Origin of the sequence: Nocardia sp. NPDC051030 (assembly GCF_040683015.1) — a bacterium.
Lineage (GTDB): Bacteria > Actinomycetota > Actinomycetes > Mycobacteriales > Mycobacteriaceae > Nocardia.
The window spans coordinates 445,795-467,449 of record NZ_JBFBCD010000005.1 but is presented as its reverse complement, the minus strand read 5'-3'; the positions used below and the strand labels follow the sequence as shown (position 1 = coordinate 467,449).

General features: G+C 67.2%; 22 protein-coding genes. 13 read left to right on the top strand and 9 right to left on the bottom strand.

All coding sequences use genetic code 11. The features are described from left to right. Window positions 1-217 precede the first annotated feature (217 nt). Window positions 218-2,743, bottom strand: coding sequence for a DUF6049 family protein (locus AB0N05_RS19800; RefSeq protein ID WP_364695826.1), 2,526 nt, complete (start codon window positions 2,741-2,743; stop codon window positions 218-220). Between the two features lie 104 nt (window positions 2,744-2,847). Then, on the bottom strand, window positions 2,848-3,390 hold the full coding sequence (locus tag AB0N05_RS19795) for an NUDIX hydrolase (RefSeq protein ID WP_364695823.1): 543 nt from the start codon (window positions 3,388-3,390) through the stop codon (window positions 2,848-2,850). A gap of 148 nt (window positions 3,391-3,538) precedes the next feature. On the opposite strand from AB0N05_RS19795, the gene AB0N05_RS19790 reads away from it, so the two are divergent. Continuing rightward, entirely contained in the window at window positions 3,539-4,975 is a 1,437-nt protein-coding gene (locus AB0N05_RS19790; protein WP_364695820.1) for a CCA tRNA nucleotidyltransferase, read from the top strand. Here the strand turns inward: AB0N05_RS19790 and AB0N05_RS19785 are convergent. Both AB0N05_RS19785 and AB0N05_RS19780 read right to left on the bottom strand, forming a co-directional pair. Beyond that, window positions 4,972-5,799, bottom strand: a complete 828-nt coding sequence (locus AB0N05_RS19785) for a hypothetical protein (protein ID WP_364695817.1) — start codon at window positions 5,797-5,799, stop codon at window positions 4,972-4,974. The two genes, AB0N05_RS19790 and AB0N05_RS19785, sit on opposite strands and share 4 nt — an antisense overlap. A gap of 119 nt (window positions 5,800-5,918) precedes the next feature. Further along, window positions 5,919-6,842 carry an NAD(P)-dependent oxidoreductase gene (locus AB0N05_RS19780; protein WP_364695814.1) on the bottom strand — a complete coding sequence of 308 codons (924 nt, stop codon included), beginning with the start codon at window positions 6,840-6,842 and terminating at the stop codon, window positions 5,919-5,921. Between the two features lie 146 nt (window positions 6,843-6,988). Here AB0N05_RS19780 and AB0N05_RS19775 point away from each other — a divergent pair, with 146 nt between their 5' ends. From AB0N05_RS19775 to AB0N05_RS19765, 3 genes are read left to right on the top strand one after another with little or no spacing between them, the layout of a single operon-like run. Continuing rightward, window positions 6,989-7,741, top strand: a complete 753-nt coding sequence (locus AB0N05_RS19775; protein ID WP_364695811.1) for a 5-oxoprolinase subunit PxpA — start codon at window positions 6,989-6,991, stop codon at window positions 7,739-7,741. Next, a complete protein-coding gene (locus AB0N05_RS19770) occupies window positions 7,738-8,472 on the top strand; it encodes an allophanate hydrolase subunit 1 (protein WP_364695808.1) in 735 nt (244 codons plus the stop codon). Before AB0N05_RS19775 ends, AB0N05_RS19770 begins: the two co-directional genes overlap by 4 nt. Beyond that, a complete protein-coding gene (locus tag AB0N05_RS19765) occupies window positions 8,469-9,323 on the top strand; it encodes a biotin-dependent carboxyltransferase family protein (RefSeq protein ID WP_364695805.1) in 855 nt (284 codons plus the stop codon). Before AB0N05_RS19770 ends, AB0N05_RS19765 begins: the two co-directional genes overlap by 4 nt. 21 nt (window positions 9,324-9,344) lie before the next feature. On the opposite strand, the gene AB0N05_RS19760 is transcribed toward AB0N05_RS19765, so the two are convergent. From AB0N05_RS19760 to AB0N05_RS19750, 3 genes are all read right to left on the bottom strand, one after another. Continuing rightward, the gene (locus tag AB0N05_RS19760) at window positions 9,345-10,901 is read right to left on the bottom strand and encodes a DUF4185 domain-containing protein (protein WP_364696529.1); all 1,557 of its coding nucleotides are present in this window, start codon (window positions 10,899-10,901) and stop codon (window positions 9,345-9,347) included. 122 nt (window positions 10,902-11,023) lie between these two features. Then, window positions 11,024-12,319 carry an MFS transporter gene (locus AB0N05_RS19755; RefSeq protein WP_364696526.1) on the bottom strand — a complete coding sequence of 432 codons (1,296 nt, stop codon included), beginning with the start codon at window positions 12,317-12,319 and terminating at the stop codon, window positions 11,024-11,026. 65 nt (window positions 12,320-12,384) lie between these two features. Further along, window positions 12,385-12,855: an NUDIX domain-containing protein gene (locus AB0N05_RS19750; RefSeq protein ID WP_364695802.1), complete on the bottom strand. Its 471-nt coding sequence runs from the start codon at window positions 12,853-12,855 to the stop codon at window positions 12,385-12,387. A 260-nt stretch (window positions 12,856-13,115) separates the two neighbouring features. Here AB0N05_RS19750 and AB0N05_RS19745 point away from each other — a divergent pair, with 260 nt between their 5' ends. Next, complete coding sequence (locus tag AB0N05_RS19745; RefSeq protein WP_364695799.1) at window positions 13,116-13,895, top strand: pirin family protein; 780 nt, start codon at window positions 13,116-13,118, stop codon at window positions 13,893-13,895. A 76-nt stretch (window positions 13,896-13,971) separates the two neighbouring features. Then, window positions 13,972-14,529 carry a DUF4190 domain-containing protein gene (locus AB0N05_RS19740; RefSeq protein ID WP_364695796.1) on the top strand — a complete coding sequence of 186 codons (558 nt, stop codon included), beginning with the start codon at window positions 13,972-13,974 and terminating at the stop codon, window positions 14,527-14,529. Between the two features lie 16 nt (window positions 14,530-14,545). Here the strand turns inward: AB0N05_RS19740 and AB0N05_RS19735 are convergent, their stop codons facing one another. After that, entirely contained in the window at window positions 14,546-15,034 is a 489-nt protein-coding gene (locus tag AB0N05_RS19735) for a hypothetical protein (RefSeq protein ID WP_364695793.1), read from the bottom strand. Between the two features lie 89 nt (window positions 15,035-15,123). On the opposite strand from AB0N05_RS19735, the gene AB0N05_RS19730 reads away from it, so the two are divergent. Genes AB0N05_RS19730 through AB0N05_RS19710 form a run of 5 tightly spaced genes read left to right on the top strand, consistent with a single transcriptional unit; the run spans window position 15,124 to window position 19,928 of the window. Next, on the top strand, window positions 15,124-15,975 hold the full coding sequence (locus AB0N05_RS19730; protein ID WP_364695790.1) for a DUF5753 domain-containing protein: 852 nt from the start codon (window positions 15,124-15,126) through the stop codon (window positions 15,973-15,975). A 31-nt stretch (window positions 15,976-16,006) separates the two neighbouring features. Next, window positions 16,007-16,387, top strand: coding sequence for a DUF397 domain-containing protein (locus AB0N05_RS19725; RefSeq protein WP_364695787.1), 381 nt, complete (start codon window positions 16,007-16,009; stop codon window positions 16,385-16,387). A 58-nt stretch (window positions 16,388-16,445) separates the two neighbouring features. Further along, window positions 16,446-17,327, top strand: coding sequence for a hypothetical protein (locus tag AB0N05_RS19720; protein WP_364695784.1), 882 nt, complete (start codon window positions 16,446-16,448; stop codon window positions 17,325-17,327). A 45-nt stretch (window positions 17,328-17,372) separates the two neighbouring features. Further along, window positions 17,373-19,373, top strand: coding sequence for a M13 family metallopeptidase (locus AB0N05_RS19715; RefSeq protein WP_364695781.1), 2,001 nt, complete (start codon window positions 17,373-17,375; stop codon window positions 19,371-19,373). A gap of 30 nt (window positions 19,374-19,403) precedes the next feature. Then, a complete protein-coding gene (locus AB0N05_RS19710; RefSeq protein ID WP_364695778.1) occupies window positions 19,404-19,928 on the top strand; it encodes an AAA family ATPase in 525 nt (174 codons plus the stop codon). A gap of 3 nt (window positions 19,929-19,931) precedes the next feature. Here AB0N05_RS19710 and AB0N05_RS19705 read toward each other — a convergent pair whose 3' ends face one another. After that, on the bottom strand, window positions 19,932-20,990 hold the full coding sequence (locus tag AB0N05_RS19705; protein ID WP_364695776.1) for a saccharopine dehydrogenase NADP-binding domain-containing protein: 1,059 nt from the start codon (window positions 20,988-20,990) through the stop codon (window positions 19,932-19,934). A 90-nt stretch (window positions 20,991-21,080) separates the two neighbouring features. On the opposite strand from AB0N05_RS19705, the gene AB0N05_RS19700 reads away from it, so the two are divergent. Then, window positions 21,081-21,215, top strand: a complete 135-nt coding sequence (locus AB0N05_RS19700) for a hypothetical protein (protein WP_364695773.1) — start codon at window positions 21,081-21,083, stop codon at window positions 21,213-21,215. 41 nt (window positions 21,216-21,256) lie between these two features. Continuing rightward, complete coding sequence (locus AB0N05_RS19695; RefSeq protein WP_364695770.1) at window positions 21,257-21,655, top strand: helix-turn-helix transcriptional regulator; 399 nt, start codon at window positions 21,257-21,259, stop codon at window positions 21,653-21,655.

Sequence of the window (21,655 nt, the reverse complement as noted above, 5' to 3'; positions counted from 1 at the left end):
CCCGGCGGATTCCCCGGAACTCCCGGCGGCACATTCCCTCCCGTACCCGGTCCCTGTGGTCCGGGCCGAGGCCCGCGTGGTTGTTGCGGTCGCTGCGGCACGCCGCGCTCCCACGGTGCCGACGGTGCGCGACGCGGCTGCCCGGGACCGGATCCCGGCCCCTGCGGCCCGTCGTTGCCCTCTGGTCGGCCGGATGAGCGTGGTCCGCTGTACTCGCTCACCGCGTCTCCTGTCGTTTCAACTCCCGCTTACGCGCACGCCGCCCCACCCGATGCCCGTTACCCGGATCGGCCCCCGCCTCGGCCGGGTCGGTTCCCCCACCGGTCGGGTCGAAGTCCTCGTCGGCCGGGTCGGGCTGCCCTCGCCAGCGGTGCCACAGTCGGCGGCCCGCCAGTAGGAGCAGCAGTGCGAAGGCGCACGCCGTCATTATCGCCAACACTCGACCGTAGGCGTTGGACCGCACGGATACCGATACCGGATTGCCGAGTGGTACCCCGTCGGGTGTGGTAAGTGCGATGGGAATCACCAGGTTTCGGCTGTCCGAGACCTCGGTGGGGATCTGAAAAGACCGATTGCCCTTGGCGGGCAGCTGTTGTTCGCCGATATCGGTGATGTTCGTCTCGGCGGGTGCGTCGATGCGGAATTTGACCCGAATGGCCACCGGCAGATCATTGCGGGCGACCAGCAGCAGCGGGCTCTGTTCCGAGGCGAGGGTGTAGACGCCGCCCGGCGGCAGCACGGTCACCGACCGGAACAGCTCGTCCAGGGTGCGGGTGGTCTGGTCGAGGCGGCGCTGCGCGGAGGTGTCGGCGGGGGCGGTGCCGGCCCGGCGATCGGACAGGGTGAGCACCCGGACCAGGTCATCGCGCAGCGGATTGAGGAAGGACCGCGGGCTGAGCTCCTGCTGCGGCGTATCCACCAGGGCCGCCATGAGTTCGGTGATGCGCTGCGCCTGCTGCCGCACGGGTTCGTCGAAATGCGCGGGCACACCCTCGGCCGCGGCGGCGCTCAGATAGTCGAGGTCATAGGGCTGCGGATCGGCCGGTTGCGCGAGCAGATCGGTGAACGAACGCGGGGTGGCCAGGTTGTTGTGGAAGAGCAGGTCGAGCTGGCCGAGCAGCGCGGTGGCCTCGTCGCGATTGGCACCCCACTGCTGCGGCGGCATGAGCAGTGCGGAGCGGGGTCGGCCCGGCTGCGGGTTCAGTGCGGACCAGGAGACGGCTCCGAGCGCGTCCTGCAAGCGTGCGGCGCGGGAGTCATTGGTGAGGTCGTAGCGGACCTTCTCCGGCGTGAACGGCGGGGTCGGGGGATGCGAGCCGACGGCGGCGAGCGCGGTGCCCGCCCAGATATCGAAGGTGACGGCCCGCAATTCGGGGGCATTGGGCGGCGGCGTGCCCTCGGCCGGGGGTGCGGGCGCGGTCACTCCGGCCAGTCGCACCACGTCCGGATTCGCGGATTCGTTTGCGGCCCCGGGGGATTTGGCGGCGGTCAGATTGGACTGCCCGCCCGGCGCGGTGACGGCATTGTCGGCGAGCACGGTGCTGGTGAAGCCGTGATGGGCGAACAGCGAGGCGGATTCGGTGTCGATGGTCCCGGCCTCGGGCAAGGCCACGCCGCGGACGGATTTCACCGAGAGCAGGGTGTCGATCAGGTCGGCGGGTGCGTTGAGGGCGCGGTCGGAGAGGGTGGTGTCGCCGACGGTGGCGAGCGCGGCCGGATCGACCTGCGCGAAGGGCAGCGCCACCACGCACATGCCGGGGGCGAGTGCCTTCAGTCGGTCCAGCCAGGCCTTGGCGGCGTGCGCGCCGGTGCCCGCCCGGGTCGGGCCGTCCGGATCCGAGGGGCTGGCCAGTACGGCATAGCCGTCGGTCATATCGGAGACGGTGAGCAGCAGGTCCGGGTCGACGGCCAGGCACAGCGCGGTGGTGAGGTTGCGGTCGCGCCCGCTCTCGGGTTTGAGCGCGGTCTCCAGTGCGGACAGCAGCTGGTCCAGGCGTCCGCCCGAGGTGAGCGAGGAGGCCAGGTCGTCATCGGTGAGCAGGGCCGCGCCATCGGGTGCGCCGGGGCGGCCGGCGACGATGCGCGGCCGGTCCGCGAGCGGCCACACCATGGTGGTGGCGACCGGGGCGGCGTCGGGGGCGGCCGGAACCGGCGGTGTCGCGGGCTGTTTCGGGTCGCCGGGCACGCCGAGCACTGGCAGCAGGAAGCGGGCGTCGTCGAGCCGGGCCTGGCCACCGTACGCGGGTTCGCCATTCACATTGAGCAGCAGCGGATAGATGCCGGGCTGGGTGATGTCGAGGGCCGAAATCCCGCTCGGCAGTTCGGCTCCCGCATGCAGGGCGACGGTGAGGCTGAATTGTTTGCGCTGGCCGGGCGTCAATCGTTCTGCGACATCCTGGAATTCGCCGGTGACGTCGAAGTTGATCTGGTCCAGGCGCAGTGCGGAGCGCAGGCCGCTCGGGGCGGTGACGGCGGCGGCGCGCTGAATCCGCACGCTGATGTCGTCCACCTGCCGGTCGCCGATATTGGTGATGGTGCCGGACACCACGAAGTAGGGGTCGCTGGTGCTGGTGATGGCGGTCGGGGAGACCGAATCCAGGGACATCTTCAGGAATTTCGGCCCGGTGGACTGGCCGGGTGTGCCACTGCCGGTGGGTTCGGCGGCGGCCGTTGCCGAGTCGGTGGCCGTTCCGGAACCCAGCACGGTGAACACGGACAGCAGGACCGCGACGAGCGACAACATCCGGTGCCGCGGCCCCCCGGCGCGGGAGGAACGCGAGAACCTCTTCGTTCGTGTCGGTTGTGCCGCCGCGGTGCCTTGTTCAGGACGTCCAGACCCCGCACGCGTCATTGTCTGCCGTTCTCCATCCGGTCGATCAGCCGGTTCGCGACTTCGGCGAGTCTGCGTTCGTCGGCGTAGGCGAGGCGGGATTCGAGTTCACTCAAGGGAACCCAGGCCACCTTGGTGACCTCCACATCGGCATCGGACAGTTCGCCGTCGAGGAATCGCATCAAATAGTGGTGCACGGTCTTGTGCACGCGCCGGCCCTCGGTGACGAACCAGTAGTCGATGCTGCCCAGTTCGGCGACCACACTGCCATTGATGCCGGTTTCCTCGGCGACTTCCCGGATGGCGGTCTGCTCGGCGGTCTCGCCTTCTTCGATGTGGCCCTTGGGAAGTGACCAGAGCAGCCGGCCGCGGCGATCGGTGCGGCCGATCAGGGCGGCGCAGCGCTTCTCACTGGGCCCGTCGAGACCGTCGACCACGAGCCCGCCCGCGGAGGTCTCACGCACTGTGCGCATACGGGGTTTCGCCGCAGCACTGCCCGCCGAACCACCACGGCGCCGGGGCTGGCGGCGTCGACTGTTCGCGCGATCGGCCGGGGACACTGCGTCAGTCTAGCGGGGAAGGCCGGTGCTTCCGCTCCACCTGACGCGGCGTCGCGCGCGGCACCGGACGCACCGCCGCGCCCCGGTGGTTTGCCCTACTCCACTAAGCTGCGTCTTCGTGGTTTCGCAGAAGTCAGAGGAAGCAAGCGTGGATCGCCGTACCCGATTGCTGGCCGCTGCGGCGATCACAGTCGGCCGCCTGTCCGAGGAAGTGTTGACCCCGCTGGGCGAGTTGTTCGCCGGACACGGCCACGACCTGTATCTGGTCGGCGGCAGTGTGCGTGATGCGGTGCTCGGTCGGCTCGGCACCGATCTGGATTTCACCACCGATGCCCGCCCGGAGGCGGTGCAGGAGATGATGCGCGGCTGGGCCGATCATCTGTGGGATACCGGCGGGCTGGCGTTCGGCACGGTGAGCGCGTCCAAGGCCGGGCAGCAGCTGGAGATCACCACCTTCCGCAGCGATAACTACGATCGCGTGTCCCGCAATCCGGAGGTCACCTTCGGCGACACCCTCGAGGGTGATCTGGTGCGCCGCGATTTCACGGTGAACGCCATGGCGGTGCGGATCGGCGCGCTCGGCGAACTCGAATTCGTGGATCCGCTCAATGGCATGGAAGCCCTCCTGGCGGGTGTGCTGGATACGCCCGCGCTGCCGGAGGATTCGTTCCGGGACGATCCGCTGCGCATGCTGCGCGGTGCGCGCTTCGTCTCGCAGCTGGGTTTCGACCTGGCTCCGCGGGTGCGGCAGGCGATCGTGGACATGGCCCCCGAGATCGACCGGATCACCGCCGAGCGGGTGCACGCCGAGCTGGACAAGCTGATCGGCGGCGAGCATCCCACCGACGGCATCGACGTCATGGTCGACACCGGCCTGGCCGAGCGCGTGCTGCCCGAGGTTCCGGCCATGAAGCTGGAGATCGACGAGCATCACCAGCACAAGGACGTATACGAGCATTCGCTGACCGTGCTACGCCAGGCCATCGATCAGGAGCAGGGCAACCCGGATCTGGTGCTGCGCTGGGCGGCGCTGCTGCACGACATCGGCAAGCCCCCGACCAAGCGCAATGAGCCCGGCGGCGGCGTCAGCTTCCACCACCACGAGGTGGTCGGCGCGAAAATGGTGCGAAAGCGCATGCGCGCCTTGAAGTATCCGAAGCAGTTCACCGAGGATGTGGCGCGCCTGGTCTACCTGCACCTGCGCTTCCATGGCTACGGCAAGGGCCAGTGGACCGATTCCGCGGTCCGCCGCTACGTCACCGACGCCGACGAACTGCTCCCCCGCCTGCACAAACTGGTGCGCGCCGACTGCACCACCCGCAATAAGCGCCGGGCCGCGACGCTGCGCTCCACCTACGACGATCTCGAGGTCCGGATCGGGCGGCTCCAGGAGCAGGAGGACCTCAATCGCGTCCGTCCGGACCTGGACGGCAATGCGATCATGGAGCTGCTCGGCATTCCGGCGGGCCCGGAGGTCGGCAAGGCGTGGCGCTTCCTGAAGGAGCTCCGCCTGGACCGCGGCCCGATGTCGCGCGATGAGGCCGAGGCCGCATTGCTCGAATGGTGGCCCACCCGAACCGATTAGAAGACGATGAGCGTGGTTCCCGCGACAATGGCGGAGCGGATCTGCGCCAGATCGAAGGATCCGTTCAATCCGGGTAGGTCGGCGGCGAAGTGGATGTGGTCGCCGATGCGTTCCGCGCGGAGGATGCGGGCCTGATTCGGCAAGTCCAGCAGGGGAATCGGCTCGAGCTTGGTCAGGGCGCGGGGTGCGCGCACCTTGCGCCAGTGCGCCTGATGCACGGTGATGGCGAGCAGATTGTCGGTGATCTCCGCGCTGGCCAGGGCGCGAATCCGCCGCCGGCGGTGCTGCGCCAGGATGAGCCCGTCGTCGAGGGCCTCGAGCTTCCAGTCCGGCTGCCAGCTATTGATCCATTCCAGCAGGGCCGCAACGGAGATGACGCCGGTCAGGTCGAGTTGCGCGGAGCGGAGCTTGGTGGGCACGCCCGGAATGAGCCGCACCCCGTGCGCGATGACGGTGAGCTCCTGGACCGGATGCCCGTTCCAATACAGATCGGTGAGCACGGTCTTGGTCTGGAAGTTGGCACCGCGCCGGCGCACCTTGAGGGTGTGCAGGGTGGCGCTCAGGTCGTGGCCGTAGAAGGCGGCCTTGACCTCCTGCCCGCCGAACTGGCTGAGAATGCCCTCGGACAGCAGGGTCATGAGCACGTCGGGCATGAGCGCGGTGACGGTGCCGACCCCGAAATCGGTGACCGGATCGATCCACGCCGTGGTGAAGCTGGCCCACTGATCCACCCACGCCTGATCGAACAGGCGCTTTCCCAGGTCCATGCCGAGGTCCACCGCGCGCAGGGGTGACCAGGCCTTCGGATCGAAATACGTGGCCATGATTGCTTCGAGCGTACTGGCCGCCGGTGACACCGCCAGGGGCCGCGGAGTGACTCGGGCCACTCCGAGCGATGTCATGTCCGTTGAGGTGCGGTTTACGAGGGGTGACAGCCGGTGTGTCAGGCTGCGGCGAGGGCGCGCAGGCCGTCGGCGCAGCTCGGGTACTGCGGCTTCCAGCCGAGTTCGGCCTTGGCCTTGGCATTGCTGACCCGCATATTGCACCGAATCATGGTGTGGACGTAGGACATCGGCGTCAGCATCCAGCCGGGGACGGTGAAAGGCTTGGGCGTGCGGAAGATGTCGGCCACCATGCGGATGTGTTCGCCGAAGCCGAGCGGATGATCGTCGGCGATGTTGTACGCCGAGCCGGGCACGCCGCCTTCGACGGCGAGCGCGACAGCCTGACCCGCGTCGACCAAGTTGACCCAGGGCAACACCCGCCCGTGATCATTGACCGCGGGCAGTGCGAAACGCTTGCGCAGCATGGCCACGACGTTCTCCGTGCCGCCGGGTCCGTAGAAGAGGCCGTAGCGCAAGGCGATCCCTTCGATGCCGGGGGTGTTCAGCATCTGCTCTTCCTTGACGCGCATGCCTTCCAGGTGCCGGACTACGGCTGTGCCCACCAAAGATTTGTCGCCGCCGGTACCGAATTCGTCGTTCTCGGTGAGCACGCGGTCGCCGAAATCGCCGTATCCGTAGCCGAAGACCATGGATTCCGCGATCATTCGCCGCGCGCCGACGGCCTTGGCGGCCTCGACGAGATTGCCGGTGCCGATGAGCCTCAGGTCGTCGGTGGCGAACATATCGGCATGCTTCATGGGTGCGTCGTGCAGTGCGGTGGCCGCGTGCACGACGGTGTCGACGCGCAATCCTTCGACGGCGCGCAGCAGTTGGTCGCGGTTCATGATGTCGGCCATCACGTCGGCCCCGGCGCCGCGGCCGAGGGAGACGACGGTGTAGCCATGCTGTTCCAGTGCGTGCGTGATGTGGCTGCCCAGGACTCCGCTCGCCCCGGCTACCAGTACGTTCTTGGTGTCGCTCATGTCCATGAGACAGGGGTTGCCCGCTCGACGTGACACCACACCTTGTGATCCAGGTCATATTTTCCTGGGCGCGATTCTTGTCGCGGGGTGCGCACCGGACCACAATCGGACCTGCACCCCGAGACGATCGAGCTGGGAGAACCTGTATGACCGTGGATCTGAACAGCGACCTCGGCGAGGGATTCGGCGCCTATCGCATGGGCGATGACGCGGCCATGCTGGACGTGGTCACCAGCGCGAACATCGCCTGCGGATTCCATGCCGGGGATCCGGCCATCATGCGCCGCACCTGCGGGCTCGCGGTGGAACGCGGCGTCCGGATCGGCGCGCATGTCGGGCATCGGGATCTGGCGGGGTTCGGCCGCCGCGCCATCGCGGTATCGCCCGATGAGGTGCGCGATGAGACGCTGTACCAGATCGGCAGTCTGGATGCCTTCGCCCGGGCGGCGGGTGATCGGGTGCGCTACGTGAAACCGCATGGGGCGCTGTATCACCAGGCCGCCGCGGACCCCGCGCTCGCGGACGCGCTGGTCGCCGCCCTGCGCGAATTCGACGCGGACCTGGTCCTGCTCGGCCCGGCGGGCACCGAGATGGAGCGCGCGGCCCGGGCGGCCGGAACCGCCTTCGTGGGTGAGGGTTTCGCCGATCGCGCCTACACGCCGGAGGGGCTGCTGGCCTCGCGCGGACTGCCGGGCGGTGTTCTCGACGCGGATGCGGCCGTGGCGCAGGCGCTTTCGATCGCTCGTGAGGGCAAGGCGGTGACCGTGGACGGCGGGACGGTGGCCGTCTCGGCCGCGAGCATCTGCGTGCACGGCGATTCCCCGGCGGCCGTGGAAATGGCTCGACGCATTCGGTCCATGCTGGACGAATCCGGCCTATTCGTGCGGTCGTTCACATGACGGACGAAGACGCTATCCGGGCGGCGGGTGACCGTGCGCTACTGGTGATTCCGCCATTGCGCGCCATGGTGGCGGATCTGGTCGCGGCCCTGCGGAATCGGCCCGCGGGGGTGGTGGATGTCCTGCCTGCCGCCGAAACCGTACTGGTCACCCTCTCCTCCCCCGCTGCGGCGGAATCGGTGCGACGGCAGTTGAATTCGCTGCTCGAGCATCTGGACGCGGAGGCCCGGGTGGGGGCGGGACCACAAGGTTCCGGGGATAGGAAAGGCGGCCCGACCGGCCCACGCCCGGATCGCACCGGTGGCGCGGAGAAATCCGTGCGCGGCGGGGAGTTCCGTGAGGAACCCGTACGCATTCCGGTCCGCTACGACGGCGAGGATCTGGCCGATGTGGCGAATCTGCTCGGCCTGACCACCGAGGAGGTGATCGCCCAGCACACCGGCACCGTATGGCATTGCGCCTTCGTGGGTTTCGCCCCCGGGTTCGGGTATCTCGAATCTCCCGACGGTCGTCTCACCGTCCCCCGCCGCACACAATCCCGCACCGCCATCCCGCCGGGCGCGGTCGCGCTGGCCGGGGGTTATTCGGCCGTCTACCCGCGTCGCAGTCCGGGTGGCTGGCAGCTCATCGGCACTACGGATCTGACCATGTGGGATGTGGATCGTGTTCCGCCCGCGGTGATTCGGGCCGCGACCCGGGTGCGTTTCGTGGATGTGGAGACGGGCCGATGATTCGGGTGGAGCGGGTCGGCCCCTTGGCGACCATTCAGGACCTGGGTCGTCCCGGGTGGTTCGACTCCGGTGTCGGGATCGCGGGTGCGGCGGATCGGTCCTCACTGCGCCTGGCCAATCGACTGGTCGGAAATCCGGAGGGGGCGGCCGGAATCGAGGCGCTGCTGGGCGGCCTCGAATTGCTCGCGCAGCGGCATCTGACCGTGGCGGTGACGGGTGCGCCCGCGCCCGCGAGCGTGGACGGTCGTCCGGTCGGCGCGGCCAGCGTGCTGGAAATCGAAGAGGGGCAGCGGCTTCGGCTCGGCCTCGCGACGACCGGTTTGCGCAGCTATGTGGCGGTGCGGGGCGGAATCGATGTCGCTCCGGTGCTCGGTTCACGCAGCCGGGACACACTGTCCGGAATCGGCCCGGAGCCGCTGCGGGCGGGTGATGTGCTGCCGGTCGGGCCGCCGCCGCGCACGCATCCGATCGTGGATGTGGCTCCGGTGGCTGCTCCGGCGGGTGATCTGCTGACCGTGCGGGTGGTGCCGGGTCCGCGCGCGGATTGGTTCGCCGATGCGGGGGCGCTGTATCGGGGCGAATGGACGGTGTCGTCGGATACCGATCGGATCGGCGCGCGGCTGGATCGGCGCAGCGGGCCGACACTGGATCGGCGCGGTGCGGGCGAACTACCCACGGAGGGCATGGCTTTGGGGTCCATTCAGGTACCGCCGAGCGGTCAGCCGGTGGTTTTCCTGGCCGATCATCCGATCACCGGCGGCTATCCGGTGGTCGCGGTGGTGGTGGACGCCGATGTGGATCTGGTGGCGCAGGCCCGGCCGGGTCAGCCGATGCGCTTCCGTCCCTGCTGATTTCGGCCTGCTGTTCGCGGCCTATTTTCCGCGGTTCAACGTGGCGTGCATCAGATACACGTTGTAGCTGTTCCACGCCGACATGGTGAAGTACAGGTCCTTGCCGGTGGACCACGGATGCATGAATCCGCCGTACGCCGTGGGGTAGTCGGCGGTGTCGACCAGCCCCACCGGATCCGACCAGGTGCCCTGCGGGTCGGTGGCGGTGCGGAGCACGAGCTGCTGCCGCACCAGGTCGAGGTACACCATCTGCCACTGCCCGCTGTCCGCGTCGTAGCGCACCGAGAGTTCGCTGGCGGTGCCCGCGACCACGGGCGTGGCGAACAATTCGTTCGGCCCGTCGGCGGCGACCCAGGTGCCATTGATCCAGTACTGGTAGGCGGACTTATTGAGCACCTGATCGGCGGGTACCCGGCCGAGGCCGATCACGCCCATGCGCCCGTTGGGTGTGCCGAACATGTAGACGTAGTCGCCGTGCGGCACCATGCTCACCACCTGGAAGCGGCCGAGCCCGAAGAAGTTGTCCCAGCGCGCCCATTGGGATTTGGTCCAGGTGCTGCCATTGTCGTCGGACCAGGCGAGGCCGCCGAGATTGGTCCACCACATGCCGGGGATCTTGCTCCACCGATTGACCGACATATAGGTCAGGTATTGCCGGTCGCCGACGCTGAAGCCGGAGGTGGGGATGGTGGTGATCTCGAAGTTCTTGACCTTGCGGCTGTCCAGGATCTCGGCGGCGTGGCAGCGGCTGTCCTGGACGAAGCCGTCCAGGGTGAGACCGTCGGCGAGATCGTGATCGGTGCTGTAGGACAGGGTATTGCTGCGCCAATCCTGATCGCCGGTGCCCGCCCCGGTGGGCTCCCAGCCCTTGCCGAAGGAGTCGCCGAAGACGACGGCGACCTCGCCGGGCTTGTTCTCCCAGATGAGGCCGAGGTCGGTGCCGTCCACCGACCAGCGCATATCGGTGCGATTCGGGGAGCCGTGCCCGGTGATCTGATTGACCAGCTCGACCGATTCGACGCGGGGTGCGGCGATCGGCGCGGCCTGGGGCGCGGGTTCGGCGGGCTGCACGTCCGGGTTCGGCGGGGTCTGCGGTTCGGGCGGTTCACCGCCGGGCACCGGAATCGGGATGGGTTCAGTCTCGGGCTGAATTTCGATGTGCGGCACCGGCAGTGGGCCGTCGGATCCCGAGGTGGTGGGCGGCGCGCTGGTCGTGGTGGGCGGCGCGGTGGTCTCCGGGGCCGGGGTCTCGCTCGGATTGCCTTTCGGCGCAATAGTTTCCGTCGCCGGGACCGGCTTCGGCACGTCGCGGACGTCCGGGCAGGGGTTGGCGCACGGATTCTCGGGCAGCGGTTCGGGTTTGATGCGCGTGTTGTCCGGTCTGGGGCCGGGCACTTCTACCGGCAGGAACTCCGGGACGGGAACCGGGATGCGAATGGTCGAATCCGGTTGTGGCTTGGCCGCATCCGGGTCGGGCGCTCTATTGAGCGGATCGAATCCGGTTTCGCCGCAACTGTTCACGGGTGCGGGAGCCCACGGATGCCGATCGGCGTACGCGGGGGCGGCGGGCAGCAGCATGGCTCCGACAATGACCACACTGGAGAGGATGAAGGCGGCAGGGATTTCGGTGCGGGGCGTCGCGGCAGCCGAGCGGAATCCCATACGGCGTGTGTCTCCTCGTCCGTCAGATCGAGGAGATATTAACAGTCGCGCCGTGAATTGATCGCGATGACAATGATGCCGCAGCAATACATTCCGGCCGCAGTTATGACCACGGCGGGTGATCTCCCGTCCGCCGGGATCCAGAGCGCGGTGCCCGCCAGCGCCAGCACGTAGGTGATATTGAAAACGGTGTCCTGGAGTGCGAATACCTGTCCGCGATGGGCGTCGTCGATATTGATCTGCATGGCCGCGTCGCCGGTGAGTTTGATGGTCTGCCCGGCCAATCCGAGCAGGAAGGCCGCGCACAGCAATGCCACTCCGGCCCACCGCTCGGCGTCGCCGGTGGCGATCGTGATGGGCGTGACCAAGGTCAGCTGCACGATGGTCGCCAGCACCAGCCCGGCCACCACGGTGCGCGGCCGCCCCAGCCGGGGAATCAGGAAGGGCGCGACCACCGCCGCGACCAGCATGCCCAGCCCGGTGGTGGTGATCGCGGCGCTGAATCGGGCAATGTCCTTCCCGACGCCGGTCCCATCGCCGCGGCGCAGCACCAGCACCATCAGCAGAGTGTCGGCCCCGAAGACGATGCGATGGGCTCCGATGCCGATCAGTGCGGTGGTGACCTCGCGGGATCGCCAGGCGGCGGTCGCGCCGGAGCGCAGGCCCGCCGCGATCGCGCGCACCGTATTTCGAGACTGGTCCGGGTCGTCGCCATGCTCGGGCCCGAGTGCGCGGGGCCGGAAGCCGTAGGTGGTGATGGCGCCGATGATCGAACCCGCGGTGGCCCCGAACACCGCCATGGCCGAGGCGAAGTCACCCGCACCGATCAGGCCGATCACGCCGAATCCGATGCCCGCGCCGAGGATGGCGCAGCCGGAGGCCACGGTCGCGAGCACCGAGTTCATGGTGACCAGCCAGCGCTGGGACAGGACCTTCGGCAGGGCCGCCGAGACTCCCGCGCCGATGAAGCGCGAGGTGCCGATGACCGAGAGCGCGAGCAGCAGCAGCGAGGTATTGCGGATTCCGGCGAGCAGCCCCACCGCGGTCACGCCGATCAGCACCGCGCGCAGGATGTTCGCGACCAGCAGCACCTTGCGCCGATCCCAGCGGTCGAGCAGCGCCCCCGCATAGGGGCCGATCATCGAGTACGGGAGCAGCAGCGCGGCGAAGCCGCCCGCGATGGCGAGGGGGTCGGTCTCGCGTTCGGGATTGAAGAGGATGGCCCCGGACAGTGCGGCCTGGAACATGCCGTCGCCGAATTGCCCGGCCAGCCGCACGGTGGTGAGCCGCAGGGTGCCGGGGTTCTCGCGCAGTCCGGTGCGTGCCGTCGCCAGCGCGGCCCGGGCCCGGTCCAGGCGCGAGCCCGGCGGCCGGGGCGGGTGTTCGGTGTCCGGTGCGCTCACCGGGCGGGGTGGGTGGTCACCAGTGCGAAGACGGCGGCGCGCATATCCTCCGCCATCGGCAGGTTGTCGAGGCCGTCGGCGTCGATCCACTGGAATTGGTCGTGTTCGCCGGGTGCGAGCATGACGTCGCCGGGTTCGGCCTCGACGACGAAGCTGTATTTGCGGACCTTGGATTTGGTGCGGGTGGCGTAATCGAATCCGCCGAGGACGTCGGTGATGCGCTGGACGCGCAGCCCGGTTTCCTCGAACAGTTCGCGTTCGACGCATTCGGCGAAACTTTCCCCGGATTCGACGCCGCCACCGGGTAGTTCGTACATTCCCCCGTGCCAATCTTCGGCGACACGCCTGACGAGCAGGAGTTTGCCGTTTCTGAACACGGCTACGCCCACCACGAAGTGGGCTATCCCTTCGCTGTCGGCCTGCTGCCGGAGTTCGCGTTCGATGCCCGCGAGTACTTCGGGTCGCATCCCCCTGCTCTCCCTCCGGTTTCACTTGCGGCACATCATGATACGGTCGCCGCCCCGGTCTCGCTGACGGGGCGCGCACGTTGCCGGGTGGTCGCCCGGTATTTGCCCATTCTGGGCGTCGGAGACAATAGTGCCTGGTCGGCGGCGTGCGGAGCGCTGCTGCCCCGCACGTTAGAATTTACTAGGAATTCAGGTTGGGGCATCGGATGTGCCCCTACCCTGGATTCTGATCGGTGCTCGCCGGTGAGAGGAGTAGGGCGGTGTCCACGCTCACGACACCACACATCGATGTCCATCGCGGCGGTGACCGGATGAAAACCCGTGTCCCATGGCTGGATTCGAAGCATTCGTTCTCGTTCGGAGAACATTACGACCCCGACAACACCCATCACGGCTTGCTGCTGGTGAACAACGAGGACATCGTTCTACCCGGTGAGGGCTTCGAAACGCATCCGCACCGGGATATGGAGATCGTCACCTGGGTGCTGCGGGGCAGCCTGGTGCATCAGGATTCGCTCGGGCACAGCGGCGTGATCTATCCGGGTCTGGCGCAGCGCATGAGCGCCGGTAGCGGCATTCTGCATTCGGAGAAGAACGATTCGTGGCGGATCAGCGCCGCTCCCGAACATGACGAGCCGGTGCATTTCGTGCAGATGTGGGTGGTGCCGGATGAACCCGGCCTGGCCCCGGGGTATCAGCAGCTCGAGATCGACGACGAGCTGGCGGGCGGCGGCCTGGTGACGGTGGCGTCGGGTCTGCCCCGCTATCGCGATCGCACGGCCATCGCCATCAACAGCAGTCATTCCGCCATGCATGTGGCGCGCATGCCGGGTGTGGAGGGCGCGCCGGAGGTGCACCTACCCGAGGCGCTGTACCTGCACGTGTTCGTGGCGCGCGGTGAGGTGGAGATGGAGGGCATCGGCACCCTGTACGAGGGTGACGCGGTGCGGATGGCGCGTAGTGGAGGTCAGCGGATCACGGCGAATCTGCCGTCGGAAATCCTGGTGTGGGAGATGCATGCCCGCCTGGGCGGGCAATAGCATTTGAGACAATTCGGTCGCGTTAACGGCTCGTCCGCACGTTGGCGATACAGCAGCACCGACGGAAGGACTCTCCATGTCGCAGTACCCGCCCCCGGGGCCGTATGACCCGCCGCCCGGGCAGTCCGGCCAGTACGGTCAGGACCAGTACGGCCAGCAGGGGCAATACGGCAAGGGGCAGTACCCGCCGCCTCCGCCGGGCAATTACGGGGCGCCGCAGGGTGGTCAGCAGTACTGGCAGGAGTCGCCGAAGGGCAAGGGCCTGGCGATCACGGCCCTGGTGCTCGGCATCCTCGCCCTGCTGAGCTCCATCACGATTCTCGGCGGCATCCTGTTCGGCCTGTTCGCGGTGATCTTCGGCCTGATCGCGATGTTCAAGGCGCGCAAGGGCACCGGTGGCGGGCTCGGCCTGGCGGTGGCGGGTCTGATCCTGGGCATTCTCGGCCTGGTCGTGTCCATCGTCCTGGTCGTGGTGGGCTACAGCTGGTTCGTCGACAATGGCGGCAAGGATCTGATCGACTGCCTGAACAAGGCGGGCAATGACCAGTCCAAGGTCGATCAGTGCCAGCGCGACTTCAATTCGACGCTGGAGAACAAGTACAGCGTCACGATCAATCCGACTCCGACCAACTGATCACGGTCGTACGTGATCACTGTGGGCTGTGATCACTTGGGACGCCGCGGCATTCCCGGGTGGTGGCCACGACTTCGGTGAGTTCGGGCCGAAAGTCGCCCTCGGGCGGGCGAATCCAGCGGCGGTAGCCATTGTGCTCATCGGCCGGGGAGGGAAGCACTATGTGGCTACCGGGCAGCGCGACCGCCGCGCAGTCGCGGAACATGTCGGCGAACAGGGCCGCGTCCAGGTAGGAATTGTCGTTCGGGCCGGTCAGGAAGGTCCAGCGCCCGGAGCGCGGATGGGCGATGACGGGTCCGCAGTGCTGCCGCACCAGGAGCCGGTCGCGGACGCGCGCGCCGAGGTCGGCGGGCATGGTGACGGCGCCGACCGCGCCGATTTCCAACATGATTCGCCCGAGTGCCGAGTCGACGATCCCGTACAGGCCGTGTTCCTTGCGGTAGCGTCGGCAGCGGGCCAGCGCTTCCTGGGTCGCGGTGTATGAGGATGGGTCCAGCGCGCTCATGGCGAACCTCCTGCTACCGACCCTATTCTCCGGCAATCGCTATGACAATAGTCACACGCCGGGGACTTTCGGGCGTAGCATGAGCTGACATGGCACCCGTCTCGTCCACCGTCGCCCGGTGGGAACTGGTCCTGCGCTTGCGGGAACTGCGCGAGCTGCGCGGCTTCGATTCCGCGACGTTCGCCAAACGAGTCGGCTTCACCCCGGCCAATTGGTCGCATGTGGAGAAGGGCCGCCGCGTCCTCACCGTCAATACCATCGGCCCGGTGCTCGAGCTCCTCGACGTGGGCGGCGAGGAACGCGCGGAACTGCTGGAACTCCTGGATGCCAGCAAGGAACGCGGCTGGTGGTCCAAGTCCTCGGCGCTGATCGGCGCGGAGTTGCAGCGGTACTACGGCATGGAATTCGGTGCGGAGGCCATCCGCAGTTATGACAGCCTGGTGGTTCCCGGCCTGCTCCAGACCGAGGAGTACGCCCGCGCGTTGATCAGCGCGGACGTCATGATCCGTCCGGTGCAGGTGGAACAGCTTGTCGCCGTGCGCATGCGCCGTCAGGAGCGGCTGCGCGGCGCGGACCGTCCGGAACTGACCGCGGTGCTGGGCGAGGCCACGCTCTTACAGCAGATCGGCGGCCCGAAGGTATTGCGCGGGCAGCTGGAACATCTCATCGCGCTGCTGGACGAGGTGGATTCGCTTTCCGTGCGGGTGATTCCATTCGCGGCCACCCGGGGCGCGGTGCTGGGCGGTTCCAGTTTCCATCTGCTGGATTTCGCCTCGGAGAACCTGCCCACCTTCGGCTGGGTGGAGAGCGCCGTTTTCGGTGGTGCGGTGGACGATCCGGATCAGGTGCGCGATTTGAGTTTTGCATATGTGCGTGCACTCGACCAATCTCTCGGCCGGGCAGAGTCTTTGGAGCTCATCAAAAGCTATTCGCAAGGGTAGGAGACACATGTGGAGCGGTAAAATGCGGCGCATGCTTACCACCGCGAAATACCATCCGGAATCCACCGGATGGTTCACATCGACTCGCACGAATAATGGAAACCAGTGCGTCGAGGTTCGATTCCACGGTGATGCGGTGCTCATCCGCGACAGCAAGTACCGGCGTAATCCGGAACATCGTCTCGATATCGAGCCCATCATCACCGTCACGGCAACCGAATGGATGTCGTTCCTCGGCGTGGTACTGGGCAGCAGCGTTGCCGCCTCACCCCTGACCGCCCGCACCGGCGCAGCCGGGGACACCACACTCCGGCACCGGGAGATCGATCTGGTCTACACCCCTGGCGAATGGGAGGCCTTCCTCGCCGGGGCCCGGGACGGGGAATTCGACAGGGTTCCTCTCAGCTCCTGAATCCCGTATTTTCACTGTGCCGGAGCCAGATTCACGTGAAACATCGGGGGCACAACGCATGGTGAAGAAACTGTTGGTGGCTGGATTGCTGGCAGCGAGTTCGGTCGCGTTCGTACCCGGAACGCCCGCAACCGCCGCGGAACCTTCCTGCACCGCGCCGGTTACCACCGAGATATCGTTCGGCGTACCGCTGCTGGATTGGTCGGAGAACCTCGGCTATGACGCTGCCGGAAATCTGTGGGTGAGCCGGACTTACCGCAATGAAGTGCAGCGTTACGACTCCGCGGGCCACATGACGGCTACCGTTCCGGTGCAATTTCCGGGTGCGGTCCGACTGGGCCCGGATGGTTTGATGTATGCGAATTCCGGTGATTCACCGTCGAGCCTGCTGACCGGTTCCAGCATCGTGCGATTCGATCCGAATGCGGCCGAGCCGCGACCGGAAGTCTTCGCGGCGGGCCGGAATATGGTGAACGGCGCCGCATTCGACGCCGAGGGATTCCTCTACGTGACCGACAGCCTGTCGGGCGTGCTGCGCATCCGCCCAGATGGCTCGACCGACGACCAATGGGCCTCGCGCGCCAAGATTTTCGGGGCGAACGGCCTCGCGGTGATCGGCCGCGATCTCTATGTCGGTGTGCTGCCCAGCCTGGGCGGCCAGATCCTGCGGGTGCCCATCGGCAATCCCGAGGCCCGCGTGGTCGCCGCGCAATTGAATGCGGGAATCCTGCCCGCCTTCCCCGACGATCTGACGGTCGGCCCTGACGGTCAGATTTACGTGGCGACCGCACTGGGCCGTTTGGCTCGGGTGGATCCCAATACCGGCGGCAGTTGCACGGTGTACTCCGGAGAGCCGATGACCTCGGTGGCCGTCGATCCCGGTGGGGACCTCACGGTCGGCACCGAGAGCGGAGATGTGCTGCGCGTTCACCTGCGGTGAAACCGGGGTGCGAGGTGCCCGCGGAACGGGCTCGCTCCGGCCGCAATGGGCATACTGGGAATCGTGACTTCGCAGCTGACGCCTCCCTCCGGTATCGATCTGTCCTTCCGTGACGCGGACGTGCGGGTGCAGGACGACCTGTTCGCGCACGTCAACGGCAAGTGGTTGGACAACTACGAGATACCGGCCGACCGCGCGGTGGACGGCGCCTTCCGCACGCTCTACGACCAGGCCGAGCGAGACGTGCAGCAGATCATCCAGGACGCCGCCGCCTCCGATGCCCCGCGCGGCAGTGAAGAGCGCAAGATCGGCGACCTCTACAACTCCTTCATGAACGAGGCGCACGCCGAGCATCTGGGCCTGGCCCCGATCGTCGGGGAACTGGCCGCGGTGCGCGAGGTGACCGATCGCAGCGCGTTCGCGGCGCTGATCGGCGGCCTGCAGCGCACCGGCGTCGGCGGCCCGCTCGCCTTCTATGTCGACACCGACGACAAGAACTCGACCCGCTACCTGGTGCACGCCTCGCAGTCCGGCATCGGCCTGCCGGATGAGTCGTACTACCACAAGGACGAACACGCGGAGATCCGCGAAAAGTATGTCGCGCACATCGGCCGCATGTTCGCGCTGGCCGATCTGGACTACGACGCACAGCGGGTCTTCGACCTGGAAGCCAAGCTGGCCGCCGGGCATTGGGACGTGGTGCGCCGCCGCGACGCCGAACTGAGCTACAACCTCACCACCTTCGAGGCGCTCGTCGCGGAGAACCCGGAGTTCGACTGGACCGCCTGGACCGAGGCCCTCGCCGAGGACCTGGATCGTTCCGGGCCGGAGCTGTTCGCCGAACTCGTGGTGCGCCAGCCCGATTACGTGCGCACCTTCGCCCGGCTGTGGGCCTCGGAGTCGCTCGAGGATTGGCAGGCGTGGACGGCCTGGCGCGTGGTCAAGTCGCGCGCCCAGTTCCTCACCGCGCACCTGGTCGAGGAGAGCTTCGACTTCTACGGCCGCACCCTCACTGGCGCGCAGGAGAACCGGGAGCGCTGGAAGCGCGGCGTCTCCCTGGTGCAGGACCTGCTCGGTGAGGCGGTCGGCAAACTGTATGTGGCCCGGCACTTCCCGCCGGAGGCCAAGGCCCGCATGGTCGAGTTGGTGGCCAATCTGCAGGAGGCGTACCGCCGCAATATCTCCGATCTGGAGTGGATGAGCCCCGATACCCGGCAGGCGGCGCTGGCCAAGCTGGAGAAGTTCACCCCCAAGATCGGCTACCCGGACGAGTGGCGCGACTACTCGGCGGTCGAGGTCGACTCGGTCGATCTGGTCGGCAACTACCGCAATGGCTATGCCGCCGAACACGATCGGGACCTGAACAAGCTGGGCGGCCCGGTCGATCGCGGCGAATGGTTCATGACCCCGCAGACCGTGAACGCCTACTACAACCCGGGCATGAACGAGATCGTCTTCCCCGCCGCGATCCTGCAGCCCCCGTTCTTCGATATGAACGCCGACGACGCCGCCAATTACGGCGGTATCGGCGCGGTCATCGGGCACGAGATCGGCCACGGCTTCGACGATCAGGGCTCCAAGTACGACGGCGACGGCAACATGATCGACTGGTGGACCGAGGCGGATCGCACCGAATTCGGTAAGCGCACCAAGGCATTGATCGCCCAGTACAACCAGTTCTCCCCCAAGGACCTCACCGACGATCATAAGGTCAATGGCGAGTTCACCATCGGCGAGAACATCGGCGACCTCGGCGGCCTCACGATTGCCCTGGAGGCCTACAAGATCTCCTTGGAGGGCAAGGACTCTCCGGTGCTCGACGAGCTCACCGGCCTGCAGCGGGTCTTCTTCGGCTGGGCTCAGGTCTGGCGCACCAAGGCTCGCCAGGAGGAGGCCATCCGCCGCTTGGCCATTGATCCGCATTCCCCGCCGGAGTTCCGCTGCAATGGCGTCGTCCGCAATCTCGACAGCTTCCATGAGGCCTTCGATGTGAAGCCGGGTGACGAGCTCTACCTGGATCCGGCTGAGCGCGTAAAGATCTGGTAGTTCCGGCACCGGCCGACCATCATGATCACTATGACTGGCGCGGTATATCTGATCACCGGCATCCAGGCTGCCGGGAAGTCCACGGTCGCGCAGGCGCTCGCCGAGCGCCTGCCGCGATCGGCGCACGTTCGTGGCGATGCGTTCCGCCGCTTCGTGGTGAACGGCCGCGAGGACATGCGCCCGGACCCACCGGAGCAAGCCCTCGAGCAGCTGCGTCTACGGCACCGCCTGGCCGCCCGGACCGCGGATGCCTATGCCGCGGAAGGATTCACGGCCGTCGTGCAAGACGTGGTGCTCGGCGACTTCCTGCCCTGGTTCGCCGACCAGATCCAGACCCGCCCACGCTATGTCGTGGTGCTGGCCCCGCGCCCGGACGCGGTCGCCGCGCGCGAGGCGGGCCGCGTCAAGAAGGCCTACGGCCCGTACACCGTCGAGGACCTGAACACCGGCCTGCACACCACGACGCCGCGCATCGGATTGTGGCTCGACACTTCGGATCTCACCGTCGAGCAGACGGTGGACGCCATCCTGGCGAAGGCGGAGCCACTCCCCTAGGTTTCACTGCTTGTCGATGTGCCAGGTGATGTCGAAATCCGCCAGGGCGTCCAGGAATTCGGCGGGCTCGAAGGCTTCCGCTGGGGCCAGCACTCCGGGCTCGGCGGTTCCGGCGGTCAGGGCGACCGCCGCTTGGACCGCCATCAGGGCGGTGTCGCGGTAGGCGTCGGTGCCGCTGACCACGCCGCGAACTCGGTCGCCGTGCACACCGTAGGCGTCCACGACGAGGTCGTAGGTGAGGCCGGGAGTCGGTTCTTCCGGCAGGGATTCGACGATTTCGGCGGTCATGCCACCCAGCTGGCTATGGAATGCCGTCTCCAGGACGCCCTCGACATAGGAGACGTCGGAGTGCCTGGGAATGGTGAGCACGGGTGGCTGCGGGAACTTCGATACCGGCGTCGGTTCGGCATCGCCCGGGAAGGTCATTTCCCCGTGCCGGGCGGCAGCGCCGGTGCGCAGCTCGCCGTCCTGGTAATGCCAGCCGCCACTGGCGAACCAGTCGAGACTCGCCAGCAAGGTGCGCGCACTGCCCTTGGAGCCATTGCCGATGCTGGTGTTGTGCAGGCTCATCGAGATTTCGGCCGGTCCAGCGACCAGCCGGGAAGTCAGGTGGCCGAGCAGGTCCCCGGGCAGGTTGCTATTGGTGATGCCGGGAACCACCGTGACTCCGGCCTTTTCGGCAGCAGCCGCGTACTTGTCGAACGCGCGCTGAATGAACACCTGCTCGCCGGCCATATCGGTGTAGTGCGCGCCGGCGGCGATCGCGGCGGCGAGCACCGCGTCGCCGAGGGTGACATAGGCGGGCAGACTGCTGATCACCGCGTCCGCACCGTCGAAGGCTGCAATCAAAGCATGCGGGTCGTCAAGATCAGCGAGACGGATTTCCGCATCCGGAATTCCGGCGGCCTCGGCCGCGGCCCGGAGCCGTTCGGCATTGCGCCCCACCAGGATCGGCGTGATGTCCCGCCGGCGCAGCTCGGTGACAAGGTGCCCGCCGGTGACTCCCGTCGCGCCGTAGACCGCGATGGTCTTGCCGGATTCGATGGTGTTCTTCGTTGTCATGAAAAGAACCCTATGAGCCTTCGGTCAGCGAAGAAATGGCTCACATGCTCAATCGATGCTCCAAACGCTCATGCGGGGTTATCTACGTGAGTGAGTGTCTCCCAGGGGCTGAACATCAGGACGCCCTCGGGCGTGCTGGATGCGGCTGGTTTCGGCGATGTGGGCGATGGCGGACAAGCCGTAGCCGGTGTGTTCGAAGTCGCGGCAGGTGACTCGATCTATTGATTCGATCCTACTGAGGTATAGTGATCACTATACTTTCTGCCGTGGCCGACCAGGAGTGGGACATCTACGTGGTGGACGAGGTTCGTCAATGGATCATGCAACTCGACGAGACGGGGGCGACCATGAGTGGACACTCCCGGTGGGAGGACATCCGTGCGGAGTTCGTCGAGCGCGCCGGCGGCGAAGAAGCCGTCGCAATCGGCAAACACGAGCTCCTGGCAGAGATTATCGGCCACCGATTGGCTGAGATCCGCAAGAGTCGTGGGCTCACGCAGCAGCAGCTCGCCGAGCGGATGGGTGTCACGAAGGGCCGGGTATCGCAGATCGAACGGGGGCATATATCTGGCCAGGAAGTTCTGGCCAGATATGCGGTTGCCCTCGGTGGTCGCCTGCATCAGGCGATCTACTTCGATGACGGTGATATCGCGGCGATCGCGTGA